This window comes from uncultured Thermosynechococcus sp., assembly GCF_938074695.1.
GTDB lineage: Bacteria > Cyanobacteriota > Cyanobacteriia > Thermosynechococcales > Thermosynechococcaceae > Thermosynechococcus.
Window position 1 is genome coordinate 1 of the sequence record NZ_CALJEM010000028.1, and the last position, 15,239, is coordinate 15,239.

The 15,239-nt window shown below is 53.5% G+C and carries 17 protein-coding genes and 2 tRNA genes; 12 read left to right on the top strand and 7 right to left on the bottom strand.

Annotation, left to right across the window (positions count from 1 at the left end; all coding sequences use genetic code 11):
- Nucleotides 1-587 (bottom strand): hypothetical protein (locus Q0683_RS04550; RefSeq protein WP_298976498.1); only part of this gene is annotated, 587 nt, incomplete at its 3' end.
- A 425-nt stretch (nucleotides 588-1,012) separates the two neighbouring features.
- Between Q0683_RS04550 and Q0683_RS04555 the strand changes: the two genes are divergently transcribed.
- The 7 genes from Q0683_RS04555 (at nucleotide 1,013) to Q0683_RS04585 (ending at nucleotide 5,914) form a co-directional block, all read left to right on the top strand.
- Nucleotides 1,013-2,068, top strand: coding sequence for a phytoene/squalene synthase family protein (locus Q0683_RS04555; protein ID WP_298611473.1), 1,056 nt, complete (start codon nucleotides 1,013-1,015; stop codon nucleotides 2,066-2,068).
- A gap of 93 nt (nucleotides 2,069-2,161) precedes the next feature.
- Entirely contained in the window at nucleotides 2,162-3,034 is an 873-nt protein-coding gene (locus Q0683_RS04560) for a 6-carboxytetrahydropterin synthase (RefSeq protein WP_298976501.1), read from the top strand.
- A gap of 3 nt (nucleotides 3,035-3,037) precedes the next feature.
- Nucleotides 3,038-3,448: an MAPEG family protein gene (locus Q0683_RS04565; protein WP_298611478.1), complete on the top strand. Its 411-nt coding sequence runs from the start codon at nucleotides 3,038-3,040 to the stop codon at nucleotides 3,446-3,448.
- A 50-nt stretch (nucleotides 3,449-3,498) separates the two neighbouring features.
- Nucleotides 3,499-3,990 (top strand): Fe-S cluster assembly sulfur transfer protein SufU, encoded by a 492-nt coding sequence (gene sufU / locus Q0683_RS04570; RefSeq protein ID WP_298976504.1) that lies wholly within the window; start codon nucleotides 3,499-3,501, stop codon nucleotides 3,988-3,990.
- Nucleotides 3,984-4,505: a Ycf51 family protein gene (locus Q0683_RS04575; RefSeq protein ID WP_298976506.1), complete on the top strand. Its 522-nt coding sequence runs from the start codon at nucleotides 3,984-3,986 to the stop codon at nucleotides 4,503-4,505. Before sufU ends, Q0683_RS04575 begins: the two co-directional genes overlap by 7 nt.
- A 379-nt stretch (nucleotides 4,506-4,884) precedes the next feature.
- On the top strand, nucleotides 4,885-5,406 hold the full coding sequence (locus Q0683_RS04580; protein WP_298976508.1) for a hypothetical protein: 522 nt from the start codon (nucleotides 4,885-4,887) through the stop codon (nucleotides 5,404-5,406).
- Between the two features lie 434 nt (nucleotides 5,407-5,840).
- Nucleotides 5,841-5,914: transfer RNA gene (locus tag Q0683_RS04585), tRNA-Val, on the top strand.
- Nucleotides 5,915-6,006: 92 nt separating this feature from the next.
- Here Q0683_RS04585 and Q0683_RS04590 read toward each other — a convergent pair.
- The 3 genes from Q0683_RS04590 to clpS all read right to left on the bottom strand — a co-directional run bounded on the left by Q0683_RS04590 (nucleotide 6,007) and on the right by clpS (nucleotide 8,252).
- Nucleotides 6,007-6,088, bottom strand: a tRNA-Leu gene (locus Q0683_RS04590).
- A 55-nt stretch (nucleotides 6,089-6,143) separates the two neighbouring features.
- Nucleotides 6,144-7,859 (bottom strand): diflavin flavoprotein, encoded by a 1,716-nt coding sequence (locus Q0683_RS04595; RefSeq protein WP_298976510.1) that lies wholly within the window; start codon nucleotides 7,857-7,859, stop codon nucleotides 6,144-6,146.
- 108 nt (nucleotides 7,860-7,967) lie between these two features.
- Entirely contained in the window at nucleotides 7,968-8,252 is a 285-nt protein-coding gene (clpS, locus tag Q0683_RS04600; protein WP_181495524.1) for an ATP-dependent Clp protease adapter ClpS, read from the bottom strand.
- 160 nt (nucleotides 8,253-8,412) lie between these two features.
- On the opposite strand from clpS, the gene Q0683_RS04605 reads away from it, so the two are divergent.
- Genes Q0683_RS04605 through Q0683_RS04615 form a run of 3 tightly spaced genes read left to right on the top strand, consistent with a single transcriptional unit; the run spans nucleotide 8,413 to nucleotide 11,637 of the window.
- On the top strand, nucleotides 8,413-8,790 hold the full coding sequence (locus tag Q0683_RS04605; protein ID WP_298612649.1) for a DUF2237 family protein: 378 nt from the start codon (nucleotides 8,413-8,415) through the stop codon (nucleotides 8,788-8,790).
- An 18-nt stretch (nucleotides 8,791-8,808) separates the two neighbouring features.
- Nucleotides 8,809-10,866, top strand: a complete 2,058-nt coding sequence (locus tag Q0683_RS04610) for a zinc metalloprotease HtpX (protein WP_298617344.1) — start codon at nucleotides 8,809-8,811, stop codon at nucleotides 10,864-10,866.
- Between the two features lie 3 nt (nucleotides 10,867-10,869).
- Complete coding sequence (locus Q0683_RS04615; RefSeq protein WP_298976513.1) at nucleotides 10,870-11,637, top strand: PD-(D/E)XK nuclease family protein; 768 nt, start codon at nucleotides 10,870-10,872, stop codon at nucleotides 11,635-11,637.
- On the opposite strand, the gene Q0683_RS04620 is transcribed toward Q0683_RS04615, so the two are convergent.
- Both Q0683_RS04620 and Q0683_RS04625 read right to left on the bottom strand, forming a co-directional pair.
- On the bottom strand, nucleotides 11,602-12,237 hold the full coding sequence (locus tag Q0683_RS04620; protein WP_298612099.1) for a ribonuclease H-like domain-containing protein: 636 nt from the start codon (nucleotides 12,235-12,237) through the stop codon (nucleotides 11,602-11,604). The genes Q0683_RS04615 and Q0683_RS04620 overlap by 36 nt on opposite strands.
- A 26-nt stretch (nucleotides 12,238-12,263) precedes the next feature.
- Nucleotides 12,264-12,593: a hypothetical protein gene (locus tag Q0683_RS04625; RefSeq protein WP_298612102.1), complete on the bottom strand. Its 330-nt coding sequence runs from the start codon at nucleotides 12,591-12,593 to the stop codon at nucleotides 12,264-12,266.
- A 137-nt stretch (nucleotides 12,594-12,730) separates the two neighbouring features.
- Between Q0683_RS04625 and Q0683_RS04630 the strand changes: the two genes are divergently transcribed.
- Entirely contained in the window at nucleotides 12,731-14,071 is a 1,341-nt protein-coding gene (locus Q0683_RS04630) for a TldD/PmbA family protein (RefSeq protein WP_298976516.1), read from the top strand.
- Here the strand turns inward: Q0683_RS04630 and deoC are convergent, their stop codons facing one another.
- Complete coding sequence (gene deoC / locus Q0683_RS04635; RefSeq protein WP_298612106.1) at nucleotides 14,072-14,725, bottom strand: deoxyribose-phosphate aldolase; 654 nt, start codon at nucleotides 14,723-14,725, stop codon at nucleotides 14,072-14,074.
- Nucleotides 14,726-14,921: 196 nt separating this feature from the next.
- Between deoC and Q0683_RS04640 the strand changes: the two genes are divergently transcribed.
- Nucleotides 14,922-15,236: a DUF760 domain-containing protein gene (locus Q0683_RS04640; RefSeq protein ID WP_298618036.1), complete on the top strand. Its 315-nt coding sequence runs from the start codon at nucleotides 14,922-14,924 to the stop codon at nucleotides 15,234-15,236.
- Nucleotides 15,237-15,239 lie beyond the last annotated feature (3 nt).

The following is a 15,239-nucleotide window of genomic DNA, read 5'->3' on the forward strand; positions in this document are numbered from 1 at the left end:
CTACCTTGAATTAAATGTGCTGCCGCCAGAGGGTTACGGAGCAGGGCGATCGCCAGTGGCCACGGCTGCAAATTCCCCTGAGCATCAAAGGCTTGACTTAAATTCGGTAGGTCGCGATCGCCCCCATCACTAATTACCCGCACCATCACCAGTGGAATACCCTGTAGCGCCTTGACCAAGTGCACACCTTCCATATCCACCACCTCTACCCCCCAGCGAGCCGCAAGGGCTTGTTTTTCCTGAACCTTAGAAAGGGTTTTCGCCGTTGTGATGCCCTTCACCCGTCGCCAAGCAGGCGCCAATCTTGCCGATAGCCTCTGATCTAAAAAATACATTTGCCCTTCTTCATCCTGACAGGTGGTATAGACCACAACTTCGCCCACGCGATCCTCAGGATGTAAGCCCCCACAGACCCCCAAAACCAGAATCATTGCAGGCAACGCCTTCAGGGCAGTGATCAAGGCCGGTGTGGTCACAGCGGCTGCCCCGGCCCGCAGGGGAAGAATGGCTACGTTGGAGTGCTGTAATCCCCCTTGTACTGCTTGGTATTCTGCCCCCTGGGGCACAAGGACGAGACATGAAGTCATGAATTATGGACTCATGCACATCTTAAAACTAGCTAACGTCTCGACCTTTAGATAGCCTGATCGCGGGCAGTTTAGAAACTGACCAATGGAAAGAGTGTCACACTCAAGCGTCCGCTATCGTAGATGAGAGGCATTTTCCGCCAAATCTGGTACCGTTGTTAGTTGTTAAGACTATGCTATCGTTCTGGCAAGTTGTGAGCTATCCCCCCACCTCGCTAACTGTCACAGGCCACCTAGACAAACAAAAATCAATATGATAGCTATAGATTTTGCTCAATCCTTGTTTATAAAAGTTGGCTTCTGTCGAATTGCGATCGCGAAGCATGTGCAGAGAATCGCAAATCGAGTGCCCAAAAGCGTTGGCCTGAGGAACGGTCGAGGATTGACTCAACTATCGATCAATGCGTGTAGGAGTGAACCCCCCTATGATTCAACTGGTGCTGGAGAACCCAGTTTCCGTTAAGGATGCTGAGCGCTTTTGCCAAGAGATATTACCCCAAGTGTCGCGCACATTTGCCCTCAGTATTCGCTTCCTTCCCGGAAATTTGGGTCGGGCGGTTCTGGTGGCCTATCTCATCTGTCGCATTGCCGATACGGTTGAGGATGATCCAATTACCAGTATCCCTGCAAAAACAGCCCTGTTGGACCATCTCCTAGAGTGTTTTGACAGCCCTGACCTCGCTAACAATTATGGTGAGACAGCACGGGGGGTTCAGGGGGAGCCAGCCCACGTACAACTGGTGAAAAATACCGGGTTAGTCTTTGCCCTCTACCGCTCTTTGCCCCGCACGTCCCAACGACACATCCAACGCTGGGTCGGTGAAATGGTGCAGGGGATGAAAAAGTTTATTAACCTGTATCCCAACGGCATCCGTATTCAAACCCTCGATGAATACAAAGAGTACTGTTACTACGTTGCCGGTACCGTTGGCTATCTCCTGACGGATTTGTGGTACGAGCATTCCCCCAGTATTGGTGCAGATGAATATCAAGTGCTGCTCAAGCGCTGTGCTGCCTTTGGTGAAGCTCTGCAAACCGTGAACATTCTCAAGGATATTGCTTGGGATGCGGAGCACGAAAACTCGATCTATATCCCCAATGAATCGCTGCTGCTCCAAGGCAGTAGCCACCAGTTTATCCTCAGTGCTGAACACCTTGAGCAAAATCGTGCAGCCATTCAGGAATTAATTGCCCTTGCTTGGCAGGATTTGGATGCAGCCCAAGCCTACCTCCTATCGGTGCCTAAGGCGGCGATTCCTATCCGTCTTTTTTGTGTCCTGCCGCTGCTGTTTGCCTATGCCACCCTGCGAGAACTAACCCATTCAACTGCGATGCTGCAACCGGGGGGTGTGGTTAAAATTAGCCGCGCAGAGGTGAAATCTCTAATGGTGATGGGGCCTGTGTCTATTCTCAGTAACCACAGTCTCCGCTGGATAATTGGCCAAGTGCGGCAAAAGCCCTTTATCCTTGGCAGACTTTAGGGCAATATGCCAAAAAAGCCAATGGTTGGGAAAGCCAGAATCCGTTACGATAGGGGAAGATTGCTGAATTGTGGCAAATCTTCATAAGCTGAGATGAATTGTATTATCCACCGCCGCGCTGAGTTTGCCGCCAGTCATCGCTACTGGTTACCCGAATGGTCAGAAGCGGAGAATTTAGCGCGCTTTGGTGTCCATAGTCGCTTCCCCGGCCACGGTCATAACTACGAGCTATTTGTTTCCCTGGGGGGCGTTGTTGACGACTTTGGCATGGTGTTGAATCTATCGGAGGTCAAGCACATCATTCGCCGTGAAGTCCTCGAACCCCTGAATTTTTCTTACCTTAATGAGGTGTGGCCGGAGTTTCAAGCCACATTACCCACCACAGAACATATTGCACGGGTGATTTGGGATCGGCTCTTTGCCCACTTACCCCTTGTGCGTATTCGACTGTTTGAACATCCCCGCCTTTGGGCGGACTATACGGGAGACCCTATGGAAGCCTATCTTTCTGTTGGTACTCACTTTAGTGCGGCGCATCGCCTTGCCCTTGAGGAGCTGAGCGATGAGGAAAACTGCCGCATCTATGGCAAGTGTGCCCGCCCCCACGGCCATGGCCACAACTACCATGTGGAGATTACGGTCAAGGGCAGAATCCATCCCCGTACCGGCATGATTGTTGATTTGGTCAAGCTAGAGGAAGTCCTGAAGGAACAGGTGGTTGAACCCTTGGATCACACATTCTTGAATAAAGACATTCCCTATTTTGCTACGGTGGTGCCGACGGCAGAAAATATTGCCATCTACATTGCCCAGTTGTTGCGGGAGCCGATTCGCCAGTTGGGGGCAACGCTGCATAAGGTGAAGTTGATTGAAAGTCCCAACAATGCCTGCGAAATCCTTTGTGAGGAATTGCCCCCCACCGATAGGATGCTGAGTGGTGCTCTACCAATGTTGGAGCGAGTCTAGGTGATGTTGAGCAATATCCCTTGGCTACTGGCCACCAGTTTACTCATAGCGACGTTACTTATCTATTTCCCCTACATTTTTGTGGTGGTGGGGCGCTTGCAGGCAGGCTTTGATATGGCGGCTCCCCGTGCCCTTTTTGAGAAACTGCCTCCCTTTGCGCAGCGGGCAGTGTGGGCACACGAAAATAGCTTTGAAACCTTTATGCCCTTTGCCGCAGCAGTCCTACTGACCCTTTTTGCCGGGGTGAATAATTCAACGGTGGCGATCGCTAGCCTGAGTTTTGTCGTGGCTCGCTTTTTGTACAGTATCTGCTACATTGCCAACTTTCCCTTGGGGCGCTCTCTCATGTTTGGTGTGGGGACAGCAGCCACCTTGACGCTTTTTTGGCAAAGTCTCACTGCCCTTGCCCGCTAATGTAGTTTATAAAATCCTTGGGGAAATGCATCGAGCATAGAGTATTCTAAATGTCTCTTGATAATCTCCGCACCCTCTACCAGCAAGTCATTCTCGAGCACTACAAGAAACCCCGCCACCGTGGCCGCACACAGCCTGTGGATCGCCAGCAGCGGGGACACAACCCCTCCTGTGGAGACACGATTGATTTAACCATTGCCCTAGGGACAAATGAACAGGGGGAGACGATCATTCAGGATATTCAGTTTGAGGGGGAAGGCTGCGCGATCGCCATGGCCTCAGCGGATTTGATGGCGGATGCCCTGCGGGGACAACCCGTGAGTCAGGCCCTAAAAATGGTGGAACAGTTTCAAGCAATGATGAAGGGGCAGTTTGAGTTTCCCCATGAGTTGCGCAAGCTGAATGTGATGCAGGGCGTGGCGCAGTTTCCGGTGCGGATTAAGTGTGCGACATTGGCATGGCATACCCTGCGGGCGGCATTGCAGCAGGATCAAGCCCCTGTCAATGGCTTCGTTAGCAATGAGGAGGAACAGGAATGCTAACCCCCGCCGATTTTGCCACCTATAGCCGCTGGGCTGGAGTGGCCACGCTTGTCATGGCCGGCTTGACTGTACTGACATTTGTTTTTCGCTGGGGGGTGCGCTTTCGCTTTGTCGGTATCACGGGTTTTCTCGGGGTTGTGACGGTGGGACTTTTTGCCCTGAGTATTGTGCCGATTGTCCGCGCCCCGGTACCCGGTGCCGCTAAATACACCCTCGTCTATGACAATGGGGCAACGCAAGTGGTCATCACAGTGCCCCCCGCCATTGAGCGCAGTGCCCTTGAGGCAACCTTAGTCCAAGCAGCGAATGATTTATTTTCCTTGGGACGGCTTGGCCGAGGGGGCGATCGCCTAACGGTGATTGCCCGTACCGTGGTGCACCCTGAACCGGGGGTGACGGAGCCGGTGATTTTAGGAGTAGCCACCCGATCCTTGAGCGATCGCGCCAACAGCACTGTCACTGTCCGTCTGTTGGAGCCTTCTGCACGCCCAGCTCCTAAACTCCAGGACTTCTAGATGTCTAGATTTTATGAGGAGGCACCTAGGCCAGCCCATTCCTTTAATTTTCCTTTTGAAGGATTAATTTTCTTATAGTTTTTTTAACGATGGGGATCAATCGGGAACTCAATCTTTGCCAAGGACTTCCTCAAGTCTAGCTTTGTTGATTTAGAAAGGAGCTGGCACAATGAGGTATCTTCGCCTGTTTACTTTAGGAATCCTTACTCTGGTTGTTGCAACGACCCTTAAAGCGGAGCAAAGTCTAGGAAAACCGGGAGGGGGGGGTAGGCCCGTAGAAAGCTCTAGACCCGAGGGGCGAGAAAGACAACCCTCAATCCTCGACACTCCCCGATTGGAAAAAGATGCGCAACCACAACCTCGGCAACCTGAGGTAATCATGCCTCCTCTAAATGGACAGACAGCCTGCCCAAAGACGATCGTTCTGAGTGCGGCTGCCGCTGCACCTACCACCCCAAATCCTGCCGATTTTCCACCAGCGCCACCTCTACCCACAACAGTGTCGCCGAATTTTGGCTTTAGCACCCCCAATACCCATCTGCGTCACACGTTTTCTTTTCCCGCCCCCTGTAGGGAAGGAAACTGCTGTGAAATTCAAAAGGCTACCCTAGAGCTACAGATCAAGGCACTACAGGGGGGTCAAAGTCACCAAAGCTCCGATGCTGGTAATGACAAGTGGTACATTTACAAAAACGGCACACTCTTGGCTAGTGGTTACCTTTGGAACAGTTTTCCCGTTGCGTCGGGGCAAACTCAAACCTTAACCATTCCAATGCAGCCGGCTTGGTTGAATGGTTGTCGCTTATCTTTTACCACCCAAGATGACACCAGTGTAATGGCAGCCAAGTTAACGGTGACCAGCTGTTGTGTTCGTCCGAATATGAGCGCGACCACTCCCTAGTAGCAGCCAACGCTTTTGTGAATGCTCCGCTGATAAGCGGCTTCCCAAGCCTGTTACCAGAGAGGGAGGCGGCATTCTCACCTACTGCCGGGAACTTTTGCCTTTGCCGCACCCCACGTCATTTCTGCCTGGGGGTTTTGGGTTGAAGTGGTTCATGCCAACTTTTGGCCTCTTCCCTACGTTTATAAGTCGGGTGATGCCAAGACTTACAGGTTCAGTTGTACCTTGCCAAGCAGGCCTTATATCTGCCCGGATCCCCAGAAGTCTTTTCTGGCGGGCAATAGTGCCATACTTGGTTAGAAAAACGATATCACCCCCGCCGCTAACGAGCAAATAACGCTTCCCGTTCATTCGTAGGATGCGCGGCGGCATTGCTCAAAGTGTTGAGATTACACCAAACCTGCGCTAAAATAGCTAATTACTTAGAATAGTAGGGACGCATAGCTCAGTTGGTTAGAGCACCACGTTGACATCGTGGGGGTCACTGGTTCGAGTCCAGTTGTGTCCATTGCTATTTGCAACTCAGAGCTGCTAGATCGAGGCTAGGAAGCAGGGGTTGCTTCCCCAGTAAATCCTAGTCTTGGAACTGAAATTGCAAAATGCGGACGGAGGGACTTGAACCCACACACCTTGCGGTACTAGAACCTAAATCTAGCGCGTCTGCCAATTCCGCCACGTCCGCAGCAAACCTAGTCTAACGCACTTTGGGTAGGAGGCGATCGCCCTACAACCCCATTTTAGTAATGGTTCCCCACTTTGCGATGGTGAACGGCGGTCATGCCCTCAGGCTTCGAGACACGGCCACTGTCAACGGTGCTATAGACAATCCAGTGGTCGTGGGCATCCAGACGGCTCACCACTGTGCATTCCATGTAGGCAAGGGCATCGGCCAAAATCGGACTGCCGTTATTCGCAGGATAGGTTTTCACGTGGGCAAAGCGATCGGCGCCCGGTGGAAAGCGCTTCAGGAAGTGACGCATGAGGGGCTGGTAATTACCTTCCTCTAAAACATTCAGAACAAAGGTATCCCCCACGTGGAGGAAGGACTCAATCGCTCGATCCTTGGCTACAGCAATGGAAATTCCAAGGGGGTCAGTACTGGCCTGTGCCACCCAAGAGGCCAACATCGCACTGTTAATCGCACCCTTTTGGGCGGTGATAATGTAAAGTCCGCCGCTGAGGCGACCGAGGGCTTTATCCAAGTCGGCGTCTAAGGACTTCATCTGCTTGACGGTGCGATCGCGCAACAGCCATTGCCCCATGTCGGTACCGGCTTCTTCAGCCTCTTGAAATAGGGCATCGGTGGGAGCCGTTGTTACTCGAATCACGGGAAATGAGGGGGTTAGACCGGCATCACGAAATTGATTTAGCAATGGATAGGCGGGTTCAGCATCAGCCACGCCGCTTTCAAAGACACCAATGGCTTGTTTGGCATGGGCAGCCGCAAGAATTGTACTTAGGGCAGTTTTGGCAACAGCCGTGGTGGGCGGTGTACCGATAATAAGTCCAGCGGCAATCTCGGTGAGTTCGCGAATCTCTTGAGGTTCAGCAGTGAGCAGATCCATTTTTTCAACCACCACCCCAGTTTTAGCAGCCCCCCGTTCGATCGCCTCTGCGAGGGCATTGGCATAACCATAGTTAGCCGCATAGAAAATGGCCACTGTCGTTGCCGCTTTTGCCTGTTCTTGACTCCAATTGCGGTAGGAATTTAGCCATTGAGGGAGATGATGGCGCAGTAGCGGGCCATGCCCTGTGGCAACCAGTTGCACTGGCGGCAGCACTTCCAAGCGTTTGAAGGCGGAGAGCACTGAGCGGGCATTGGGCCCCATCAGACAGTCATAGTAAAACTTGAAGTCTGGCTCTAATAGTTCTGGCTCGGTATCAAAGGGATCATCGTTGCAGAAGTGGGCGCCAAAGACATCACAGGTAAAGAGGGTCTGGGTGCCATGGTCAAAGGTGAGAATCGTGTCTGGCCAGTGGAGATTGGGCGCCATGACGAATTCAAGAACATGTCCTTTGCCCAAGTCAAGGCGATCGCCATTTTTTACCTGCCGTTGATTAAAAGGCTGATGGATCAAGTCCCCAAGGAACTGTAAGGCCACCTTCGAGGCCACCACGGTAACCTGGGGAGCTTTTGCCAATACATCCTTGACAAGGCCACTGTGATCGGGTTCGGTGTGGCTGACGATAAGATAGTTCAAATCAGCGGGGTTCACCAGTTGCCAGAGTTGCTCGAGGTAGCGATCGCCAAACTTGGCATGGGCGGTATCCACGAGGGCAATCTGTTCCCCTTTGACTAAAAAGGAGTTGTAGGTGGTGCCATTTTCAAGGGCAAACTCAATGTCAAAGCGATCGCGATCCCAATCGAGGCAACGAATTGCCGTCGTCTCAGGGGCAATGTCCAACACTTGAAGTGTTAAGTGGGGTGGACGTTTGGACGTGCTGACGGCCATAGGCAGTTCCTCAATCTTGAAACTACCTTTTATCCTGACACATGGAGAAAGGTAACAGGATTCAGAGTTTTTAATAGCCCCAATAACATGCTTTGCAAATGGCCATCCTCATTCGGGTTCAAGGGGTGCCATGGTCAGACCTGCCCGCAACAGTTGCTCATGGTAGAGTTCTGCCTGTTCTTGGGGGCCGACCCAAACAATGGCTTGGCCTTCATAATGCACCTGATTCGTCAATTCCCAAGCGCGATCGCTGGTCATATTGGGAATGTATTTCATCAAACAGGCAGCCACATGCTGAAACGTGTTGAAGTCATCGTTGAGGACAATGACTTTGTAGTTGGGATAGTGCTTGCGAATAACCTGCTGCCGCTCTTGAGGAACAACGCTAGGCATAGGTCACACACTTTTGTAGCTACACTGCTCCCTAGTTTAGCTCATTGAGTTCAGATCGGTTGCTGGAGGGGCAGTGCCCTTGCGGAGTTTTGGAGACAGACATTCAAAACACTCCTATGCTATAGCTAAACGTAGGATTCAACCCTTGGGGGCATTGGTTATGACGGCAAAGAATGTGTTGGGAACACCCTTGGCGTGCTGCTGTCAAGATCCACTTACAGGCTTCTATCGCGATGGTTTTTGCCGAACAGGGGCAGGGGATGTCGGCGCCCATGTCATCTGTGCTGAAATGACCGCAGAATTCCTCACCTTTACCCGTTCCCGCGGTAATGATCTGTCGACGCCCGTGCCTGCTTATCAGTTTCCGGGGTTGAAACCGGGCGATCGCTGGTGTCTGTGTGCCTCCCGTTGGCGCGAAGCTCTTGAGGCAGGCGTAGCTCCCCCCGTTATTCTTGAGGCCACCCATGTCAGCGCCCTTGAGTATGTCTCCTTAGAAGATTTGAAAGCCCACGCCCTCGGCAGTAGCCATCAACCATAATTCGGGGAATACTCCAGTATGCCCGACCCAGAATCCGATTTTCGCTTAGATCCTCGCTACGTGGCAGGTTTAGCTGCCTTCAATCGGGGAGATTATCAACTAGCGATCGCTGCTTTCCAGGCAGTGATTGCCACCCATGGTCAACACCGAGAGGGGCTGCAGGCTCACCTGCATCTCATTAAAGCCTATGCCTGCACTCAGCAGTGGCAGGAAGCCATTGATCTGTGTCAACTTTTGGCGCGATCGCCCCTACCGCCGATTCGGGCTTGGGCAGAAAAATATCTACCTGAGTTAGAACGCTATCTCGGTGAGGAACCGACCTCCCCCCATTCTCGGTTTGTTGCGGCAGCGGGTTCCAACCCACCCATGCAACTGCGGCCGGTGCCTCGCCTCTATCTCTGGCTGAGTCAGGGGGCAACACTGCTTCTTGTTGCGTGGCTACTTCAAGGGCTTCTCCAAGGGGGGATCGCCGCTCTCCTCAGCGATGCCAATGATCAACTGGCCCTCCTGCGGGGCTGGGAAGGGGCGATAGCGTGGTTTTTGCTGGGCTGCTTGGGGCTGGGACTGCTCAGCGGTGGCAGCTGGCTGTGGTCGTGGCGCTTGCGTGCGCGTTATGGTCTGCGTCCCGTTAGCCTTGGAGAACTTGAGGAGTATAGTCCCGAAACCCTGATGCTTTTGGGGCGTTTGCCGTGGTCATGGTGGCAACCCCGTCCCGAAGTGGGCTGTTTGATGACGGCAGCCCCCCTCATTTTTAGCTATGGACGCTGGCAGCGCCGCATTATTGTCAGCGAAGGTCTATTGCGATCGCTCTCTGGCGAGGAACTGCTGGCTTTGATGGCCTGTGAAATTGCCCAACTGCGGCTGGGGCTGAATACCTTGGTGACCCCCCTTGTGCTGCTGTTGCAACTGCTCTATGACCTTTACTGTTGGGGGAGTCGTTGGGGCGATCGCGTTGCGCCTCCCTATGGCAGTCACTGGGGACGGTGGATCATCCGTGGAATTCCCTATCTCTTTTGTGCCCTTGTGAGCCAAGGGAGTTACCTCCTCTTTCGCGGCTTGGAGCTGCTCTGTTTCTGGAGCAATCAATTGCGGCACTACTATAGCGATCGCCAAGGGGCAGCACTCATCGGTAATCCCAATACCCTTGTGATGGCTTGGTTTCGCCTCATGGAAGCCACAGCAGCAACAGTGCGTGTCCAAGGGGAAATCGGTGCTCCCCTAGAATCGCTGCGCTTGCTCCTCCCTCTGAATCCGACCCAAGCTGCTCTTTTGGGAAATCAACCCCTCGATTGGCCAACAGTGATCCGCTGGGATACCGCCCATCCCCTGCGATATTGGTTTCGCCTAACCTCCTCCCATCGCCCCTTGGGACTGCGCCTGCAAGCCCTGATGACCGATGCGCAGCAATGGCGACTGACTCCCCTCCTCTCGCTGCCCACCATTTCCTCCCTGCGGTGTCAACAGGCTTGGCAACAAGTGGCACCTCTGTTAGGGGGAATCGCAGGAGTGATCATCACGATTCTCCTCACGGCCATTGGCCAGTTTGCCCTGCGGACGGGCGCGATCGCCCTCTGGTGGTTGGCAGATTGGGCAACCTTGGCACGGGGCTTCATTCCCATTGGCATTGGTCTTGGTCTCTTTTTGCGCTTGAATGCCTACTACCCACCTCGGCCACCGCAAACCTACACCTTGGGTCAGCTTCTCCGTCGTCTTTTGCCCCTCGATAGCCCTGCTATTCAGTTAAAGGGGCATTTACGAGCAGTGACGGGCTTGCGCAATGGCTTAGGACAGCACCTGTGGCTGGAGACGGATCAGGGTTTGTTTCCCCTGCGCTGCCATAGGGCTTGGGGACCGATTTGGCCCATCCTTGAGCCAGCCTATCTCAAAAACCTGCGGGGGCGATCGCTGGTGGTACGCGGTTGGTTTCGCCGCGGTACAGTTCCCTTTGTTGAAGTGAGTGAGTGGGACTCCGCGGATTTACAGGAAAAGCGCTCTTGGGCTGCCCCCTATTGGGCAATTGTCGTTGCTACCCTATGGGTTCTCTACGGCCTCGTGACACTATTGGGTTGGATCTAGACCATGCAACTTTCCCAAGCCCATCTGCGAACGCTGCAAACCTGTCCACGGCAATACCAGTACCGCTATCTCGACAGCTTGATGCTGCCGGAGGCCACGTTGACAGAAACTCCTTCCCAAAAGCAGGGCCGCAACTTCCACCGCCTAATGCAACAACACCTTCAGGGACTCGATGTCCACCCCATCCTTGAAGCGCAGCCCGAATTGAAGCCTTGGTTTGAAGCCTTTCAAACAACGCCACCGCCAATGATTCAAGGCCAAGGTAAGGCAGAGCACCACCGCAGTTTGGGTTGGCAGGAGTTTACCCTTGTGGGTGTGTATGACTATGTGATTTTTGGCCAAGAGCAAGCCCAGATTCTCGACTGGAAAACCTATGCCCGCCCCCCCGCCCCAAAAACCCTAAGCCACCATTGGCAGACTCACCTGTACTGCTATCTCCTAGCAGCCACCAGTGCCTATTCCCCCAAGCAGATTTCCATGACCTATTGGTTTGCTCAAGGGGAAAAGGGGGCGAATTTCTACACCTTTTCCTACAGTGACACTACCCACCAAGCGGTTCACCAAGCCCTAGAACAGTGTCTCAACCAACTGAGTCAATGGTTACAAGCCTATGGGCAAGGGCAGGATCTGCCGCAAGTTCCCGCAGCCCAGATTCCCAAGTATTGCCATCCCTGTGCCTTCGCTGAGCGGTGCCGGCGTTCTCAGCCCAGTGGTGTTTCGAGCATTGATCCTTTTCTAGCCGTGCTCAAAGACTTGAGTGTACCCCGCTAAATCCAAATCCACAATGGCGGGTAGGCAGCTCAAGGCTGCTTGTACTAACTCAAAGCGCTCCTCCCGTTTCAACATTTCCGTTAGCCGTTGCCACAGGGGAATCAAGTAGCGTACATCATTGGCGGCATAGCGGATTTGATCTTCCCGCAGTGCGATAGTATTGCCCCAGTCAGAGCTTTGAGCCGATTTATCAATCTCCACCCCCAGTAAATCCAAGACCAAATCCTTAAGGCCGTGGCGGGGGGAATAGGTGCGGGCAATCTTACTGGCAATTTTGGTGCAAAAGACAGGATGAACGCGGATGCCCAAGTGGTAACGCAACGTCGCCAAATCAAAGCGGGCATAGTGAAAAATTTTGGTAATGCGGGGGTGCTCTAGGAGTTGCTGAAGGTGGGGGGCTTCCGTTTGCCCGCGAGCAATCTTGACTATTGCCACTTGTCCCTGCGGATCACATAGCTGTACAAGACACAGGCGATCGCGGGGAATATTCAAGCCCATGGTTTCTGTATCCACGGCCAATTGATCGGCCTGGAGAAAGTGGGCCAAGGCAGTGGCACTTAAATCGGAGTCAAAACACTCTAGGGGAAAATCCAAATCCATGACTTGCTCACAACCTCTCTCATAAATTAGGCGGGGGGGACTTCTGAGGACGATTCCTTAGACACATCAATGCGCTCCAACTGCCAGAGAATTTGGTTACTTTCACGGCGCACGCGGGAGATCTGCCAATTGCGCCATGTCCATTCTTCACCCCGACTGGTGACGGCACTGGTATGCACATCCATCAATTCTGCCAATTCTGCGCTGGTAATCAAGTACTTACCGGCCGCCAATTCATCGGCAATCCGCAGTGTCACAATTAATTCTTCAAGGCGGGCGCGGCGCTCAGACCAGGGGGGCGATTTTCCCCCTAACCATTCACCGTCACCATCGACCCCTAAGGATGGCTGCACCATAGGTTTTTTCCCGTAACTGACATTGCTCCAAAAATCTTAGCGAGAAATGATGAGGTTTAGTCCACTTTGGCGATCGCCAGCCGCAGCGAGGATAGGGCTAGAATAGTTTTTAAGATTTGTTAATCAATCCGAGCGCCATGACGGTAACTTTGACCCCTGCATCTACCCTCTACGATCAAGTCACCACGATCGCCCGCCGCCTTGGTATTGAGAAATTTGACCTTGGTGGCTCCCATGTAGATGAGGTTAGTGTCCAGGTGCAGCAGGGGGAACCCAAACAGGTGAAGGCCTCGCAGCGATCGGGCATCACGGTGCGGGTATGGAACGCCACAGGTCGCCTAGGGGTAGCCAGCACCACCCAACTGGACGATCGCGGTCTGGAAACAGCCTTAGAAATGGCAAAAGAGGCCAGTGCTTTTGGGGTCACCGAGGACATTCCCGACTTCAGCCCCTTGGCCACAGCGCCCCTTGGTGAAAGCAGCGTAACAACCACTGAGGTGCCCCTTGCCCCGGCCAAAACCCTCTTGGATCAACTCATTGCGGCGGAGCGAGACCTCTTGGGACGCCACCCAGCGATCGCCAGTGTACCCTACAATGGCCTCAGTCAGCGGCGGCTAGAACGGTTTTATCTCAACAGTGACGGTGCCCATCGCCAGCAAACCACCACCACGACTACCCTCTATCTCTACAGCAAAACCGATGAAGCCGGTCGCAAACCCCGCAGTGCCGGTGCGATTCGCATGAGTCCAGACCTTGAGCATCTGGATATTGCCGGCTGCATTGATGAAGTGGCCGACAAAACCATCCGCCACTTGACCTACGAACCCATTGCCTCCGGTCAGTATCCGGTTCTTTTTTCACCCTCGGCGTTCCTCAGCTTGCTGAATGCCTTTAGCAATCTTTTCAATGCCCAAAACATTTTGGATCGCCAGAGTCTTTCTACCCCAGAGGATCTTGGACAGGCGATCGCCAGCCCCCTGTTGAGTGTCTATGACGATGCCCGCCATCCCGAAAATGTGGGTCAGCCCCTCTTTGATGGCGAAGGTACTCCCACCCGCCGCACCCCTTTGATTGAGCAGGGGATTCTTACGGGTCTTTACCACAGTGCGGGCACCGCCCGCCGCTTTCAAACCCAGCCCACAGGGCACGCCAACTTGGGGGCAAAAGTCACCGTTAGCGGTCACTTCTACGATGTGCCGGCGGGGCAGGGGGGCGATCGCGCCGATGGCCTGGTCTGGATTGATGAACTCCACGCCCTGCACGCCGGTGTCAAAGCCCTTCAAGGCTCCTTTTCCCTACCCTTTGACGGTTGGCTATTGCGTAACGGCGAAGCCATCAGCATTGAAGCCGCCACCGTGGCCGGCGACATTCGCAGCCTATTGAAAAACATCCTCCATCTGGGCGCCGAAGTGGAAGTTACCCCCTACGGTTGTTGTCCGCCGGTGTGGGTGAGTTCCCTTGCCATTACGGGTGAATAGCTAGACCTGCATCAAGTCGAGGCTACGGGAAGTGCCCAAGCGCGTAGCGCCTGCATCAATGAGTGCAAGGGCCTGTTCACGGGTACGAATCCCCCCAGAGGCCTTAATCCCCACGCGATCGCGACTCAGGCGCTTGAGAAGACGCACATCCGCAACCGTTGCGCCCCCACGCCAACCCGTACTGGTTTTCAAAAACGCCACCCCCGCATCTAAGCAAATATCCACGGCAAGTTTTTTTTCTTCCTCCGTCAGCACTGTGGTCTCCAAAATTGCCTTAACGGTGACCCCTGTTTCCCCACAGATTTGGGCAATATCGCGATAGACGGCCTCTGTGTTTCCCTCTTTCAACCAACCCAAGTTAATGACCACATCTAACTCAGTAGCGCCGCTCTCCACTGCCTCCTGCGCCTCATAGAGTTTTGTGGTACTGGTGTGGGCACCACTGGGAAAGCCAATAACAGTACACACTTTTACGGGTGTGCGATGCAGAAGCTGCACTGCCGTCTTTACCCACACGGGCATGATGCAGACAGCGGCAAACTTCCACTGTTCAGCCTCTGCGCAGCAACGTTCAATATCGGCGGTGGTTGCCAAGGGGTCAAGCTGGGTATGATCAATATAGGGTGCAAGGTCAAACAAATCACGTTCCGTCATACGGATTTACCCCAAACAACCCTATTTTTAGTAACTAAATAATAGTAAAGACGGGGACGGAAAATGAGACCTAGGGAGATCGGTTCTCCCACCCCCTACTGAAAATTTATCCTTGCTAGATTAAAACTAGGCCATCACAGGCACAACGACCTGTTGGCGAGATAACCTTTTGGGAGGACACTCTATGGAGCCAACCATGAACCCTCAAAACCTTCAGGAAAGGGCTGACTCCCTCTGGAACTATCTGCAAAGCTTAGATGCAGAAGTGGTGGCTCGTCTGTCCCGTCCCGCATCCCCGGAAATGGCTATTGTGATGGAACGCCATATTGGTAACCTGCTGGGCTACTTGCCACCGGAGGGGTTCGAGGTTTCCATTACCACCAATCGGGAGCATCTAGGGCGTCTTTTGGCTTCCGCAATGATGAGCGGTTACTTCCTCCGCGGCGCCGAGCAACGCCTGGAATTCGAGCGATCGCTCCAGGCTGCCGCCCAAGGGGAAGACAGCAAATAGCCC